We start from the raw sequence: 14,883 nt of genomic DNA on the forward strand, positions 1-14,883 counted from the left end.
TCGCAAGCTTCGTGCAATGGATTGACCGACCCGTTCGGTCAATGCGTGGATGACAGGATCAGGGCTGCAATCAAAGTGATGATGAGGGAAGCAGATGGCCGCGGACGAAGGCAAGGCAGCTGAAGACGGACAGACCGCACAGGATACGGGGGCACAGGACACAGGGAACGGCAAGAAGGCGGCAAAGGAAGCATCCCCCCGGCGCAAGCTGATCCTGATTGGCGGCCTTGTGGCGCTTCTGGTGCTGGGCGGCCTCTACTGGTTCCTGCACCGCAATGAAGTCGAGACGGATGACGCCTTTACCGCCGGCCGCGCGGTGGCGGTCGCCCCCCATGTGTCTGGCTACGTGACCGAACTGCTGGTGAATGATAACCAGTTCGTCCATCAGGGTGATGTCATCGCCCGCATTGATGACCGCAACTGGCGCGCCCAGCGCGACCAGGCGGCGGCGGCCGTGGATATCGCGCGCGCGCAGGTCCGCAATTACAGCCTGCTGTCCGAAGTGGCGAAAAAGAACTTTCCCGGCCACCTGATGGTGGCGCAGGGGCAACTGGCGGAAGCGCAGGCGCAGGAATTCAGGGCGGAAACCGACTACCGCCGCCAGCACGGCGTAACGCGCGAGGCGACATCGCAGCAGAACATCGATTACGCCACCGCGGCGCTGGATGCCGCCAAGGCGCAGGTGCTGGAGGCACAGGGCAACCTTGAGACCGCCCTGCCGGTCATTCCCAACATTTCCAGCACCGAGGCCCGCGTGAGCGAACAGCAGGCCCAGCTGGCGCAGGCGCAAGCCAGGCTGCGCGAGACGGAACTGAACGTGGAATGGACCCAGATCCGCGCCCCGCATGACGGCTGGATTTCCCAGCGCAACATCGAACGCGGCACCTACGTCACGGCAGGCCAGACCGTGGTGTCCATTGTCGAACCCGAAATATGGATCGTGGCCAATTACAAGGAAACGCAGCTGACCCACATGCGCCCGGGCCAGAAGGTGGATATCGCGATCGACGCCTATCCGTTCCTGAAGCTGAAGGGGCATGTTGATTCGCTGCAACTGGGCACGGGGGCGACCTTCAGCGCCTTCCCGCCCGAAAACGCCACGGGCAACTATGTGAAGATCGTCCAGCGCGTGCCGGTCAAGATCCTGATCGACGAGGGGCTGCGACAGGACCTGCCGCTGTCGATCGGCCTGTCGGTTGAACCGACGGTCCATACGGAATGAGCGCGCAGGCAGCGTCCACCGGGGCGGCGGATGGCACGAACTGGAAACCGAAACACAATCCATGGCTGATCGCCGTGGTCGTGACGGTGGCCGCCTTCATGGAAATCCTGGACACCACCATCGTCAACGTGGCGCTGCCGCATATCGCGGGCAACCTGTCATCCACATATGATGACGCGACATGGACGCTGACATCCTACCTTGTGGCCAACGGCATCGTGCTGACGATCTCGGGCTGGCTGGGCAAGCTGTTCGGGCGCAGGCACTATTTCCTGATCTGCATTTCCATGTTCTCGCTGTCGTCCTTCCTGTGCGGCATATCCACCAGCCTGCCCGAGCTGATCGTGTTCCGGCTGATGCAGGGCTTCTTTGGCGGTGGGTTGCAGCCCAACCAGCAATCCATCATCCTTGACACTTTCCCGCCCGACAAACGGGCGGCGGCCTTCGGCCTGACCGCCATCGCCACCGTCGTGGCGCCGGTGCTTGGCCCGTCGCTGGGCGGGTGGATTACCGACAATTATTCATGGCGGTGGGTGTTCTTCATCAACGTGCCGGTGGGCATACTGGCCACGATCGCGGTGTCGATCATGGTCGAGGACCCGCCATGGGCGCGCAAGCAGAAGGCGCCGCTGGATTTCGTCGGCATCGGGCTGATCACCATCGGCTTCGGCTGCCTTGAGGTGGCGGTTGACCGTGGCGAGGACGAGGACTGGTTCGGTTCGCGCATGATCGTCATCATGGCCATCCTTGCCTTCCTTGGCATCGGCGGCGCGGTCATCTGGCTGCTGCGGGCAAAGAACCCGGCGGTGGACCTGCGGGTGTTCAAGGACCGCAATTTCGCGGTGGGCACGGGGCTTATGGGCGCGGTGGGGGCGCTGCTCTATTCCTCGGCCATTATCGTGCCGCAGTTTTCACAGCAGATCATGGGCTATACCGCCACCCTGTCGGGCCTGATCCTGTCGCCCGGCGGCATGGTGGTGATCGTGCTGATCCCGCTGGTGGGCATCGGGATGAAGTATATCCAGCTCCGCTACATCATTGCGTTCGGCTTCTTCCTTATGGGGGTGTCCATGCTGTGGTCGGCGCAACTGGTGCCTGATCTGGATTTCCGCCACCTGGTGCTGTTCCGCATGAGCCAGACCGGCACGATGGCCTTCCTGTTCGTGCCGATTTCGACCATTACCTACGCCACGCTGCCGCGCCGGCTGAACGCCGATGGGTCCGCCCTGTTCAGCATGGCGCGGAACGTGCTGGGGTCGCTGAGTATTTCGGGGGCCACCGCACTGGTGACCGAACTGCGGCAGGCGCACCAGAACCAGATGGTCCACTGGATGACGCCGTATCACCAGCCGTTCAACGAATACTTGGCCCACGGCCGTGTGGTCGCGGTTGCGCGCGGTTATGCGCAGGGGGTGGTGAATAACGTGGCCATGGGGCGGCTGTACAAGGAATTCCAGCGGCAGGTGGCTATCCTTGCCTATAACGAGGTCTTCATGATCCTTGGCATTGGCTGCATGCTTGTCGTACCCTTCTGTTTCCTCATGTCGCCGCTCAAGGGCGGGGATAAATAGAGACGTTTTTGGTGAAGCTTTTTTCAAAAAGCTTCAGAAAACGCTGTCTTTTTGAAAAAAGGCAGCACCCGGAAACTTCTTTATTTTTAAAGAATATCTGAAGGCGGCAGGAGATTGGGCATATGCCGGGTATCATCAGGGTTGTCTGTGCGGCGATAATCGTGCGCGAACGCCTGCTGGTCGTGCGCAAGCGGGGCACGACCGCCTTCATGCTGCCCGGCGGCAAGCCCGATGCGGGCGAACGGCCCGAACAGGCCTTGATGCGTGAAATCCGTGAGGAACTGGGCTGTAGCCTGACGCCGGGCACGGAACTGCCGGGGAATTTCACCGATGTCGCGGCCAATGAACCCGGCTTCAGCGTTCACGCGCGCATCTGGACCGGGCAGTTGCATGGCACGCCGGACGCGAGCGCCGAAATCGCGGAACTGCGCTGGATCGGGGCAGGGGATATGGCGGGTCTGGACCTTGCGCCCCTGTTGCGGGGCAGGACGATGGCCGCCCTTGTCCGGGCGGGGCTTATGCCTCAGGCCGCTACGGCATAGCGGGCGAAATACGCCGCAAGCCTTGTGTAGATATCTTTCTTGATGCCGACATTCAGGTGCGGCAACTGTTCCAGCCTGACCCATTTCCACAGATCGAATTCGGCAGGCAGGTGGGTATCCAGCCTGATATCTGAATCCTGCCCCGTAAAGCGCAGGGCAAACCACTGCTGCGTCTGGCCCCGGTAACGCCCGCCCAGCGCCTTGCCAATCAGGTGCGCGGGCAGGTCGTAGCTGAGCCATTCGGGGTAGGTGCCGATGATTTCGGCGGCGTTGGTGCCGATTTCCTCATGCAGTTCGCGCAGGACGGCGCTCTGCGGGTCTTCCCCCGCGTCAATGCCCCCCTGCGGGCACTGCCATACGCCCTGGTCCGGTGGGCCACCAGCACCTTCCATGTCGGTGCGGCGCGCGACAAGCACCATGCCCTGTCGGTTGAACAGCAGTGCCCCCACATTGGGGCGATAGGGCAGGTCGGTCATGGTGGTGGCTCCCGGCTGGATCAGGGATGGGCCGGTACCGCAGGCGTCGGTGCCGGGGGAACGGGCGGCGGTGTCGTAGGGCCTTCCTTTTCCGCCGGGGCGGTGGGTGTCGCGGGCGTGGCCGGTGTTGCAGGCGTGGTCGTGGGGGACGCGGGCGCTGCCGCCCTGGGGGGCACGGACGCGGACGGCACCGGGGTCGCCTGCGTCTTGTCATCATGAATCGGCGGTTCGGCCGCAACCGGCAGCCCCGCCATGGAACGCACGACCCTCAGCCCTTCCTGTAGCTGGAAGTCGGTCGTGGGCTTGGTGGGGTCGAATGTGGGCCAGTTGGCGGGCGGCTGCGCCGGGATGGACCTGGCGATGGCGGGCAGGTCGGTGCGTGACGGGGGCTGCGCGGTGTTGCCGCCGCGGTTCTTGATGATATGCGCCAGGTCCGCTTCGTGGATGCTGTAGCCTGCGTCGTCATGCGCTTCACGCACGGGGATGTCGGGCATGATGCCCAGCCCTTGGATGGAACGGCCCGACGGCGTGTAGTACCGCGCCGTAGTCAGGCGGATCGCGCCTTCGCCCGGGATGGGCAGGATGGTCTGCACCGATCCCTTGCCGAAAGTCTTTTCACCCAGCAGCACGGCGCGCTGGTGGTCCTGTAGCGCGCCGGCCACGATTTCACTGGCCGAGGCCGAGCCGCCGTTGATCAGCACGACAATCGGCAGGCCGCCGGTGATGTCGGTGTTGTGGGCGTCCCAGCGCTGGCTGTCCTGCGGGTGGCGGGCGCGGGTGGAGACGATCTCGCCACTGCGGATGAAGTCGGACCCCACGTCGATCGCCTGTGTCAGCAACCCGCCCGGATCGGAGCGCAGGTCGATGATCAGGCCCGCCATCCTGTTATGGGTCTGGGCCTGCAGCTTCTTGTACGCGGCCAGCAGGCCGGACTGCGTTTCCTCGTTGAACTGCGCGATTCGGATGTAGCCGATATTGTCATACAGCGCGGACTTGATGACCTGCAGCGGGATGATGGCGCGGGTCAGGGTGACGATGACGGGCTTGGGCGCCTTTTCGCGGATCAGTGTCAGCGTGATGCGGGTGTCGGGCTTGCCGCGCATCTGGGTCACGACCTGGTCCAGCGGCTGGCCGTCGATGTTCTTGCCGTCGATCGCGACGATGAAGTCGCCGGGCTTGATGCCCGCGCGGGCCGCAGGCGTGTCGTCGATGGGGGAGACGACGCGCACATGCCCGTCCTCGCCCTGTACTTCCAGCCCAAGGCCGCCAAACGATCCCTTGGTCTGGACCTGCAGGTCGGAGAACTGCTTTTCCGTCATGTAGGAACTGTGCGGGTCAAGGCCGCTGAGCATCCCGTTCAGGGCATTGGTGATCAGGTCGCGTGTCGAGACCGGCTCGACATAATTGGCCTTCACCTTTTCCAGCACGTAACCGAACAGGAACATGAGCTGTTCGATCTCGTGGGGGGAATTGTCATCCTTGGAGACAGTGTCCGCCGCATGGGCCATGGGGGCGATGACGCCCCACCTGCCTGCTGAATAATGTGCAATCTGCGGGGCCGCCGCGATCCCTGCAAGAAAGGCGCAACCGATCAGCAAGCCATTACGGAACTTCATGCGTCGTTGTCTCCTGGATGCCTGCCATCATGATCTGGCTGGCCTGCATGTACTCTTCGCGTTGCGTTGTAACGTGGTCTTGCCCATCCGTCACGGGGGCGCAGCATATACCGAACCTGCATGCGGATAAAACCGTCTCGTACCCATATCACAGATAGGGGGCCGGATTGACGGTGCCACCCCCGTGGCGCAACTGCACGAACAGGGTGGGCCTGCTGCCGCCGCCATTCCATTGCGGCATCTGCCCCACTGCCGCGCCATGGCTGACCTGCTGGCCCGCCGCCACCGCGATTTCACCCAGCCCCGCCATCACGAAGCGGTAATGCTTGCCGCAGTCCAGGATCATCATCTGCCCATAGGTGCGGAACGCCCCCGCGAAATCAATCCGTCCCGTGCATGGCGCGCGCACGGTCGCGCGTGATGGCGGGGCATAGGTGATGCCCGTGGCCGGGCCGCTTTCGGTCGGGTGGCCCCAGGCGGTCAGTACCGTGCCCGCCACGGGCGCGCCCGCGCTGGCGCTGGTGGCGGGCGTAATGCCGGGGCCGGCCCCTGTCGCCATGTCATGCGCCTGCCTGCGGGCGGCGGCGGCGGCCTGCATGTTGTGGGCGCGTTCGGCGGCGCGGGCGGCGTCTTCCAGGTTCTTTTCCGCCTGTTCTTCCGTCGCCTCGATCCGGGCGATGGCGTCCTGCACGCTGGATGCGCGGCGGGCGGCCTCCTCCACCGCCTGCGTGGCGCTGGCTGCGGCGGCGTTGGAGCGCTGCTGTGCCTCCAGCGCCGCGTGGGCGGCGCGGTTGACCGCATCACGCTGGCTTTCGCGTTCGCTGACCACCTGGCGCATCTGCTGCTGCTGCTGGGCCAGTTCGCCATCAAGCTGGGCCAGCCGGGTGCGGCGGTCATGGATGGCGCGGGCCTGGCTGGCGATGTCGCCCATCATGCCATGCACCACCAGCAGGCCGGTGACCGCGCGGTCGGCCGGCAGCGGCACGGCCAGAAGCGTATCGGCCGGGTAAAGCGACAGGCGTTCGGCCAGTGGCAGCAGGGGGGACAGGCGCGCGACCGCGCGCGCAAGCTGCTGGCGCAGGGCGGCCTGTTCGGTGTGCAGGCCGGTAATGCGGCTGTCCAGGTCGGCGGCCTGCTGCTCGGTATGTTGCAGGCGGGCCGTGGCGTCGACCGTGGCGGCGGACAGGCTGGCGGCCTTCTGCGCGTCCTGCCGGGCCTGTTCACGGGCCTCGCGTTCCACCTTGCGGCGTTCTTCAAGGTCATGCGCCTGCTGCTGCTGGCGCGCGAGGAGGTTTTCACGCGCGCTGCGCGCGGCTTCAAGCTGCTGGCGGATGCGCTGTTCGCGCGCGCTGGACGTAGGGGGGGCGTTATGGGCGCTGGTCCCGCTTGCGGCATGGTGGGCGGTGGGCGCACCCCATGCCGGCGTCGCCATGCAGCAGGCAAGGACGATCCCGCTGGCCATGCAGCCACGCCAGCGGGCCGTCAGGGACAGTCCGGGTGTCAGGATGGCGTGGCCCCATCCAGCAGGGAATGGCCGGTCATGGCCGCGGGCTGGGGCAGGCCCATGATCTGCAGCAGCGTGGGCGCGAGGTCGGCCAGGCGCCCGTCATGCAGTTTCGCGCCCTTCACCCCGGCCAGCACGACCGGCACGACATTGAGCGTATGCGCCGTGTGCGGGCCATTGGTTTCGGGGTCGAACATGGTTTCGGCATTGCCATGGTCGGCGGTGACCAGCAACGCGCCACCGGCATGGTGGATGGCGTCGGCAATGCGGCCCAGCCCCTGGTCCACGGCCTCGACCGCCCTGATCGCGGCCGACAGCACGCCGGTATGGCCCACCATGTCGGCGTTGGCGAAGTTCAGCACGATCAGGTCATATTTGCCGCTGTTGATGGCCTCCACCGCGCGGTCCGTCAGTTCCGGGGCGGACATTTCGGGCTGCAGGTCATAGGTCGCGACCTTGGGGGAGGGGACCATGACCCGGTCCTCGCCGGGCAGTTCGCCCTCGCGCCCGCCATTGAGGAAATAGGTGACGTGGGGATATTTCTCGGTCTCGGCCATGCGGACCTGCTTCAGCCCCGCCGCCGATACCACGTCGCCCAGCAGGTCATGCAGTTCCTGCGGCGGGAACAGCACGGTAATCAGTTCCGCCAGCCGGTCGCTGTAGCGGGTCATGCCGGTCACGGCGGCAAGGTTGACCAGCTTTGCACGTTTGAAGCCATCGAAATTCGGCTCCAGCAGGGCATCAAGCAGCTGCCGGATGCGGTCGGCGCGGAAATTGAAGCTCAGCACGCCGTCACCATCGCGCATGCCGCCATATTCCCCGATCACGGTGGGGGGCACGAATTCATCCGTGGTGCCGGCCTCATACGCGCGGTCCAGCACTTCCAGCGTATCGCCCGCATGGGGGCCATCGCCCGCGACAATGGCGTTATAGGCCTTTTCCACCCGGTCCCAGCGGCGGTCGCGGTCCATGGCGTAATACCGGCCCGATACGGTGCCGACGCGCACGCCCTCGGGCAGCGCGGACAGAAGCTGGCTGACATGGCCGTGGCCGGACTGTGGCGCGGTGTCGCGCCCGTCGGTAAAGATATGGAAGGTCACGGGCACGCCGGCTTCGCGCACGATGCGGGCAAGGGCCACGGCGTGGTCCTGATGGGCATGCACCCCACCGGGGGAGACAAGGCCCATGAGATGGCAGGTGCCGCCGCTTTTTTTCAGCGCGGCGATGAAATCGCGCATGACCGCGCCGCGCGCCACCGACCCGTCGGCCAGCCCGGCGGAAATGCGCGGCAGTTCCTGCATTACGACCCGGCCCGCGCCGATATTCAGGTGCCCGACCTCCGAATTGCCCATCTGCCCTTGCGGCAGGCCCACATCCTCCCCACACGTCTTGAGGAAGGCATGCGGCCCCGCCTGCCACAGCCGGTCGAATGCCGGGGTGCGGGCGGACCGCACGGCGTTGTCCGCCGGGTCCTCGCGCCAGCCGAAGCCATCAAGGATGGCCAGCATGACGGGACGGGGTGCCTTGTTTACGCGCGCCTGGTCGTTCATGGGTATTGTCTCCCTGTTTTATTTTGGGTGGCATGATGCCCTAAAAGAAGCGGGTGCGAAATGCCCGTGTGCAGGAGGAAGGAAATCGTCATGACCGATACCGCCAAAACCAGTGGGGCGCAGTGTGGCTGCCTGACCCCCGAACAACTGCGCATCCTGCGCGAACACGGGACCGAACGCCCCGGTTCCAGCCCGCTGAACAATGAAAAGCGCGCTGGCGAATATCGTTGCGCGGGCTGCGGCGCGCCACTGTTCCGGTCCGGCGCGAAATATGAAAGCGGCAGCGGGTGGCCATCATTTTTCGATGCGATTCCGGGCGCGGTCGGCACCACGACCGACACCAGCCACGGCATGACCCGCACGGAGGTGCACTGCGCGCACTGCAATGGCCACCTGGGCCACGTCTTTCCCGACGGGCCGCCACCGACCGGCCTGCGCTACTGCATGAACGGACTGGCATTGACTTTCGTCCCGCGTGATGGCGCTACCTGAGCAGAACGAACCCGATCGAAGGAATGGACATGACCCAGCCTGCCGCCATGCATGATGAAGGCGTTGTTGTCGTCAGCCACCCGCTGGTGCAGCACAAGCTGACACTCCTGCGTGAACGCCACACCTCAACGGGGGAATTCCGCCGCCTTGCGCGTGAACTCAGCCTGCTGCTTGGTTACGAGGCCATGCGGGACCTGCCGCTGGAAGCGGTGGAAATTGACACCCCGATGGAACGCATGCAGGCATGGCGGCTGGCGGGCAAGAAGCTATGCCTGATTTCCATCCTGCGGGCGGGGAACGGGATACTGGACGGGCTGCTGGACCTTGTGCCCTCGGCACGGGTCGGCCATGTCGGGCTGTACCGTGATCCCGAAACGCTGGAACCGGTCGAATATTACCTGAAACTGCCCGATGATGTCGGCAACCGCATCTGCCTGGTGGTCGATCCCATGCTGGCGACGGGACATAGCGCGGTGGCCGCCATCGACCGGCTGAAGCAGGCGGGCTGCGCGCGCATGGTCTTTGTCTGCCTGCTGGCCTCCCCCGAGGGGATCGCCTGCCTGCGCAAGGCCCACCCGGACGTGCGCATCGTCACCTGCGCCATCGACCGGGGGCTGGATGAACACGGCTATATCCGCCCCGGCCTTGGCGATGCGGGCGACCGCCTGTTCGGCACCAAATAGCAGAAGTTTTTGGTGAAGCTTTTTTCAAAAAGCGTCGAAGGACGCCGCCTTTTTTAAAAAGGAGGCACCCGAAAACTGTTATTATTCATCAAATTTAAAAAACCTGCGGAGGCGTATTCCCTCGCAGGTTTTTTCTGTCGTGTCATGGCAAAGGTTCAGGCGCGGCGCACGATATAGGTCTTGGCCAGTTCCGCTTCCAGCGCGCGGGCGTGGTCGGGGTCGCGGGCCTCGACCATGACTTCCAGTTCGGCGGCCTGCACGCTGGGCGTGGTGAACAGGCGCTGGTGCGAGACCTCGATGATGTTGCCGCCCGCATCACTGATCTTGCGTGAAATGTCGGCCAGTACGCCGGGGCGGTCGGGTATTTCCATTTTCAGGCACAGGAGCCGCCCGTCACGCAGCAGCGAACGCAGCAGCGTGTTGGCGAGGATGCGGCTGTCGATGTTGCCGCCGGTTACCGGCAGCGCCACCCGCTTGCCCCGGAACAGTTCGGGATAGGTCAGCACGGCGGCCAGCGCCGTGGCGCCCGCGCCCTCGCTGACCTGCTTGGCCCCTTCCGCCAGCATGGTGATCGCGGTCTCGATCGCGCTTTCGGGCACGACCAGCACGCGCGACACCAGTTCGCGGATGACCTCCAGCGGCTGGCGGCCGATCTGCAGCACCGCGATGCCCTCGGCAATGGTGGGACCACCCGGCGGCAGCACCTCGTCACCGGGGAAGCCGGCGAGGGAGGAGAAATTCTCCACCTGCACGCCAATGATGTCCATGTCCGGCTGCAGGGCCTGCCCCGCCACCGCGCAGCCCGACAGCAGGCCGCCACCGCCAATGGGGCAGACGAAGGTGTCCAGCCGCCCCGCGTCCTCGAACAGCTCAAGGGCGAAGGTGCCCTGTCCCGCCATGACCTCGGGGTCGTCATAGGGGTGGACGAACACCCGGCCCTCGCGCTGGCACAGCATGTTGGCATGCGCCGTGGCCTCGGCGAAGTTGTCGCCTTCCAGCACTACGGTCGCCCCCCACGCGGCGGTGCGCGTGACCTTGGCGGCGGGCGTGAAGCGCGGCATGACGATCACCGCGTCAATGCCCAGCAGGGAGGCATGGCGGGCAACGCCCTGCGCATGGTTGCCGGCCGAGACGGTAATGACGCCGCGCCCGCGCTCGGCAGGGGTCAGCAGGGCCAGCTTGTTGGCCGCCCCGCGTTCCTTGAACGAACCGACAGCCTGCAGGTTGTCGAGCTTGAGCACGATATCCGCGCCCGTCGCGCGCGACAGGGTCTGGCAGGGCACGGTGGGGGTGTGCAGTACGCGCCCCTTTATCCGCCGTGCGGCGGCGGTGATGTCTTCAAGCGTGATCACGGTTGGTCTGCCTAGCCGTAGGTGACTTCCAGGATTTCATAGGTCCGGTCACCGCCGGGCGCGGGGACGGACACGCTGTCACCAATGCTCTTGCCGATCAGCGATTTGGCAAGCGGCGAGGAGATGGACAGAAGCCCCTGCTTGATGTCGGCTTCGTACACGCCAACGATCTGGTAGGTGGCTTCCTTGTCGGTTTCTTCATCAACCAGCTTGACGCGGGCGCCGAATTTCACCTGGTCGCCCGACAGGGAGGCCGGGTCGATGACCTCGGCGGAGGAGACGATTTCCTCCAGTTCCTGAATCCGGCCTTCGGTAAAGGACTGGCGTTCACGGGCCGCGTGGTATTCCGCGTTTTCCGAAAGATCGCCGTGGCTCCGCGCTTCGGCGATCGCGCGAATGATCGCGGGGCGTTCTTCACTCTTGAGCTTGCGCAGTTCGTCTTCAAGCCGTTCCAGGCCGGGGCCTGTCATCGGAAATTTCTGCAAGGTTTGTCCCCGAGGTGAAGGTCAGTTTCCACAACTGACTGTTGGTTGCCGTGTCCGGGCCTATCGCATCAATGCAACGCGGGTGGCCGCCGGTTTTCAGACCGGCAGGCCACCCGTTTTGGTGCGATACGCTCAGAATGATCCCTTAAAATAGGATTGAAGGGGCGCGACTTCAAGAACCCCCTCGCGCATGGCCGCAATGGCGTGCGTCGCGGCGCGCGCGCCCGCGATGGTGGTGTAGTGGGGAATGCCGTGCGTCAGCGCCGAACGGCGGATGTCGAAGCTGTCGCTGACGGCCTGCGCCCCCTGCGCGGTGTTGATGACCATCTGGACATCGCCCGAACGGATGGCGTCAACGCAGTTGGGGCGGCCTTCGAGCACCTTGTTGACCACGTCCACATTCACGCCCGCCTCACGCAGGCACTTTGCCGTGCCGCGCGTGGCCACGATGGTAAAGCCCATGTCCGACAGCAGGCGGCCGATGGATTTCACCGCGGGCTTGTCACTGTCGCGCACCGACAGGAACACCGTCCCCGACAGGGGCAGCTTCACGCCCGCGGCAAGCTGTGACTTGGCGAATGCGCGTTCGAACGAGGCGTCAAGGCCCATCACCTCGCCCGTGGAGCGCATTTCGGGGCCAAGGATCGTGTCCACGTCGGGGAAGCGGTTGAAGGGGAACACCGCTTCCTTCACCGCCACGTGCGGGGCGACCGCACGGTCATCCAGGCGGAATTCACCCAGCTTCGCACCGGCCATGACGCGCGCGCCGATCTTGGCGACCGGAACCCCCGTGGCCTTGGCCACGAACGGCACGGTGCGCGAGGCGCGCGGGTTGACCTCCAGCACGAAGATCTCCTGCCCCTTGATCGCGTACTGCACGTTCATCAGGCCGACAATGCCCAGCTCGCGGGCCATGGCTTCGGTCTGGCTTTTCAGTTCGGTCACGATGGCGGGTGACAGGGTATAGGGCGGCAGCGAGCAGGCGCTGTCACCGGAATGGATGCCGGCTTCCTCGATATGTTCCATCACGCCTGCGACATACACCTCGCTGCCATCGGCGATGCAGTCCACATCCGCCTCGATCGCATCATTCAGGTAATGGTCGATCAGCACGGGGCCGTTGGCCACTTCCGCACCGGCAAGTTGCAGGGCCACGCGCATGTAACGCTGCAGGCTGGCGCGGTCATGCACGATTTCCATCGCGCGCCCGCCCAGCACGTAGGACGGGCGGACCACCACGGGGTAGCCGATCTTTTCCGCGACCGCCTCGGCTTCGGCCGGGCTGCGGGCGATGCCGTTTGCAGGCTGGCGCAGGCCGAGCTTGTGCAGCATGGCCTGGAAGCGTTCGCGGTCCTCGGCGCGGTCGATCGCATCCGCTGGCGTGCCCAGCAGCGGGATGCCGGCGGCCTCCAGCGCGCGGGACAGTTTCAACGGCGTCTGGCCGCCATACTGCACGATGCAGCCCAGAACGGTGCCGTTTTCCTGCTCGCGCCGGATCAGGGCGATCACGTCCTCCGCCGTCAGCGGCTCGAAATACAGGCGGTCGGACGTGTCGTAGTCGGTCGAGACGGTCTCGGGATTGCAGTTGACCATGATCGTCTCGAAGCCTGCTTCACGCAGGGCATAGGCGGCATGGACGCAGCAGTAGTCGAACTCGATCCCCTGGCCGATGCGGTTCGGGCCGCCGCCAAGGATGATGATCTTCTTGCGGTCTGTCGGCCTGCTTTCGCATTCCGGCACGCCATACCCGCCTTCATAGGACGAATACATGTAGGGCGTGGGGGATGCGAACTCGCCGGCACAGGTGTCGATGCGCTTGTACACCGGCAGCACGCCCCGGCTTTCGCGCAGTTTCGCGATTTCATCCGCATTGGTGCCGGACAGGCGGGCGAGCTGGATGTCGGAAAAGCCCATCGCTTTCAGCGCGCGCAGGCTGTCGGCATCTTCGGGCAGGCCGTCGCGCACCACCACGTGTTCGGCCGCCACGATCTTGGCCAGTTCACGCAGGAACCATGGCTCGAACCGGCAGGCGTCGTGGATGTCCTCGACACTCAGCCCGGCGCGCAGGGCCTGTGCCGCCATCAGGATGCGCTCGGGGCGCGGCTGCGACAGGGCGGCGCGGAAGGCGTCCGGCCCGCCATCGCCCGGTGCTTCCACCGGATCAAGGCCAGCCAGCCCGATTTCCATCGAACGCAGGCCCTTCTGCAGCGCCTCGGGGAAGGAGCGGCCAATGGCCATCGCCTCGCCAACCGACTTCATGCTGGTGGACAGCAGGGCAGGCGTGCCGGGGAATTTCTCGAACGTGAAGCGGGGGATCTTGACCACGACGTAATCGATCGTCGGCTCGAACGACGCTGGCGTGCTGCCGGTGATGTCGTTGGTCAGTTCATCGAGCGTGTAGCCGACCGCAAGCTTGGCCGCGATCTTGGCGATGGGGAAGCCCGTGGCCTTGGACGCAAGCGCGGAGGAGCGTGACACGCGCGGGTTCATCTCGATCACCACCACGCGGCCATCGACCGGGTTGATGCCGAACTGCACGTTCGACCCGCCGGTTTCCACCCCGATCTTGCGCAGGCAGGCCAGCGACATGTCACGCAGGCGCTGGTATTCCTTGTCCGTCAGCGTAAGCGCCGGGGCGACGGTGATGGAATCGCCGGTATGCACGCCCATCGGGTCGATGTTTTCGATGGAGCAGATGATGATGCAGTTATCCGCCGTGTCGCGCACGACCTCCATCTCGTACTCCTTCCAGCCCAGCACGGATTCCTCGATCAGGACTTCCGTGGTGGGGGAAGCGTCCAGCCCGGAGGAGACGATGCGGTCGAATTCCTCCCTGTTATAGGCAATGCCGCCGCCCGAACCGCCCATGGTAAACGACGGGCGGATGACGGCGGGCAGGCCGACGCTGGCCAGCGCGCTGCGCGCTTCCTCCAGCGTGTGGGCGATCAGGCTGCGCGGGCTTTCGATCCCGATCTCGTCCATCGCCTCGCGGAATTTCTGCCGGTCCTCGGCACGGTCGATCACCTCGGCATTGGCGCCGATCAGTTCGACATTGTGCTTTTTCAGGAAGCCCGACCTGTCCAGCGCCATGGCCGTGTTCAGCGCGGTCTGGCCGCCCATGGTGGGCAGCACGGCGTCGGGCTTTTCACGCAGGATGATGCGTTCGACGAATTCCGGGGTGATCGGTTCGATATAGGTCGCATCCGCCAGCCCCGGATCGGTCATGATCGTGGCGGGGTTGGAGTTGACGAGGATGACGCGGTAGCCCTCCTCTTTCAGGGCCTTGCACGCCTGTGCGCCGGAATAGTCGAATTCACACGCCTGGCCGATAACGATCGGGCCGGCGCCGATGATCAGGATGGAGCTTATGTCTGTCCGTTTTGGCATGGG

12 protein-coding genes are annotated in these 14,883 nt (G+C 65.0%); 5 read left to right on the forward strand and 7 right to left on the reverse strand.

Annotated elements, in window-relative coordinates:
* Positions 1-94: 94 nt before the first annotated feature.
* The 3 genes from CFR76_RS00820 (at position 95) to CFR76_RS00830 (ending at position 3,335) form a co-directional block, all read left to right on the forward strand.
* Positions 95-1,222 carry an HlyD family secretion protein gene (locus tag CFR76_RS00820; protein ID WP_110555384.1) on the forward strand — a complete coding sequence of 376 codons (1,128 nt, stop codon included), beginning with the start codon at positions 95-97 and terminating at the stop codon, positions 1,220-1,222.
* Positions 1,219-2,793: a DHA2 family efflux MFS transporter permease subunit gene (locus CFR76_RS00825; protein WP_110555385.1), complete on the forward strand. Its 1,575-nt coding sequence runs from the start codon at positions 1,219-1,221 to the stop codon at positions 2,791-2,793. The genes CFR76_RS00820 and CFR76_RS00825 overlap by 4 nt, the downstream gene beginning before the upstream one ends.
* A 122-nt stretch (positions 2,794-2,915) precedes the next feature.
* Complete coding sequence (locus CFR76_RS00830; protein WP_110555386.1) at positions 2,916-3,335, forward strand: NUDIX hydrolase; 420 nt, start codon at positions 2,916-2,918, stop codon at positions 3,333-3,335.
* On the opposite strand, the gene CFR76_RS00835 is transcribed toward CFR76_RS00830, so the two are convergent.
* From CFR76_RS00835 to gpmI, 4 genes are all read right to left on the reverse strand, one after another.
* Positions 3,317-3,811, reverse strand: coding sequence for an RNA pyrophosphohydrolase (locus tag CFR76_RS00835; RefSeq protein ID WP_110555387.1), 495 nt, complete (start codon positions 3,809-3,811; stop codon positions 3,317-3,319). The two genes, CFR76_RS00830 and CFR76_RS00835, sit on opposite strands and share 19 nt — an antisense overlap.
* 20 nt (positions 3,812-3,831) lie before the next feature.
* Entirely contained in the window at positions 3,832-5,427 is a 1,596-nt protein-coding gene (locus tag CFR76_RS00840) for a S41 family peptidase (protein WP_110555388.1), read from the reverse strand.
* Between the two features lie 148 nt (positions 5,428-5,575).
* Positions 5,576-6,889, reverse strand: coding sequence for a murein hydrolase activator EnvC family protein (locus CFR76_RS00845; protein WP_110555389.1), 1,314 nt, complete (start codon positions 6,887-6,889; stop codon positions 5,576-5,578).
* Positions 6,890-6,927: 38 nt separating this feature from the next.
* Positions 6,928-8,481, reverse strand: a complete 1,554-nt coding sequence (gpmI, locus tag CFR76_RS00850; RefSeq protein ID WP_110555390.1) for a 2,3-bisphosphoglycerate-independent phosphoglycerate mutase — start codon at positions 8,479-8,481, stop codon at positions 6,928-6,930.
* A gap of 90 nt (positions 8,482-8,571) precedes the next feature.
* Here gpmI and msrB point away from each other — a divergent pair, with 90 nt between their 5' ends.
* Positions 8,572-8,973: a peptide-methionine (R)-S-oxide reductase MsrB gene (gene msrB, locus CFR76_RS00855; protein ID WP_110555542.1), complete on the forward strand. Its 402-nt coding sequence runs from the start codon at positions 8,572-8,574 to the stop codon at positions 8,971-8,973.
* A 23-nt stretch (positions 8,974-8,996) separates the two neighbouring features.
* Positions 8,997-9,656, forward strand: coding sequence for a uracil phosphoribosyltransferase (upp, locus tag CFR76_RS00860; RefSeq protein ID WP_110555391.1), 660 nt, complete (start codon positions 8,997-8,999; stop codon positions 9,654-9,656).
* 155 nt (positions 9,657-9,811) lie between these two features.
* Here the strand turns inward: upp and CFR76_RS00865 are convergent, their stop codons facing one another.
* The 3 genes from CFR76_RS00865 to carB form a co-directional block, all read right to left on the reverse strand.
* Positions 9,812-11,008, reverse strand: a complete 1,197-nt coding sequence (locus CFR76_RS00865) for a threonine ammonia-lyase (RefSeq protein WP_110555392.1) — start codon at positions 11,006-11,008, stop codon at positions 9,812-9,814.
* An 11-nt stretch (positions 11,009-11,019) separates the two neighbouring features.
* On the reverse strand, positions 11,020-11,493 hold the full coding sequence (gene greA, locus CFR76_RS00870) for a transcription elongation factor GreA (protein ID WP_019084525.1): 474 nt from the start codon (positions 11,491-11,493) through the stop codon (positions 11,020-11,022).
* A 132-nt stretch (positions 11,494-11,625) separates the two neighbouring features.
* Positions 11,626-14,880: a carbamoyl-phosphate synthase large subunit gene (carB, locus tag CFR76_RS00875; RefSeq protein ID WP_110555393.1), complete on the reverse strand. Its 3,255-nt coding sequence runs from the start codon at positions 14,878-14,880 to the stop codon at positions 11,626-11,628.
* Positions 14,881-14,883 lie beyond the last annotated feature (3 nt).

It is taken from the genome of Komagataeibacter swingsii (assembly GCF_003207895.1).
GTDB lineage: Bacteria > Pseudomonadota > Alphaproteobacteria > Acetobacterales > Acetobacteraceae > Komagataeibacter > Komagataeibacter swingsii.

Excerpts from the sequence above, each read along its gene's own strand:
- CFR76_RS00820 (WP_110555384.1), top strand. The coding sequence starts at position 95 with ATGGCCGCGGACGAAGGCAAGGCAGCTGAAGACGGACAGACCGCACAG.
- CFR76_RS00825 (WP_110555385.1), top strand. The coding sequence starts at position 1,219 with ATGAGCGCGCAGGCAGCGTCCACCGGGGCGGCGGATGGCACGAACTGG.
- CFR76_RS00830 (WP_110555386.1), top strand. The coding sequence starts at position 2,916 with ATGCCGGGTATCATCAGGGTTGTCTGTGCGGCGATAATCGTGCGCGAA.
- CFR76_RS00835 (WP_110555387.1), bottom strand. The coding sequence starts at position 3,811 with ATGACCGACCTGCCCTATCGCCCCAATGTGGGGGCACTGCTGTTCAAC.
- CFR76_RS00840 (WP_110555388.1), bottom strand. The coding sequence starts at position 5,427 with ATGAAGTTCCGTAATGGCTTGCTGATCGGTTGCGCCTTTCTTGCAGGG.
- CFR76_RS00845 (WP_110555389.1), bottom strand. The coding sequence starts at position 6,889 with ATGGCCAGCGGGATCGTCCTTGCCTGCTGCATGGCGACGCCGGCATGG.
- gpmI (WP_110555390.1), bottom strand. The coding sequence starts at position 8,481 with ATGAACGACCAGGCGCGCGTAAACAAGGCACCCCGTCCCGTCATGCTG.
- msrB (WP_110555542.1), top strand. The coding sequence starts at position 8,572 with ATGACCGATACCGCCAAAACCAGTGGGGCGCAGTGTGGCTGCCTGACC.
- upp (WP_110555391.1), top strand. The coding sequence starts at position 8,997 with ATGGACATGACCCAGCCTGCCGCCATGCATGATGAAGGCGTTGTTGTC.
- carB (WP_110555393.1), bottom strand. The coding sequence starts at position 14,880 with ATGCCAAAACGGACAGACATAAGCTCCATCCTGATCATCGGCGCCGGC.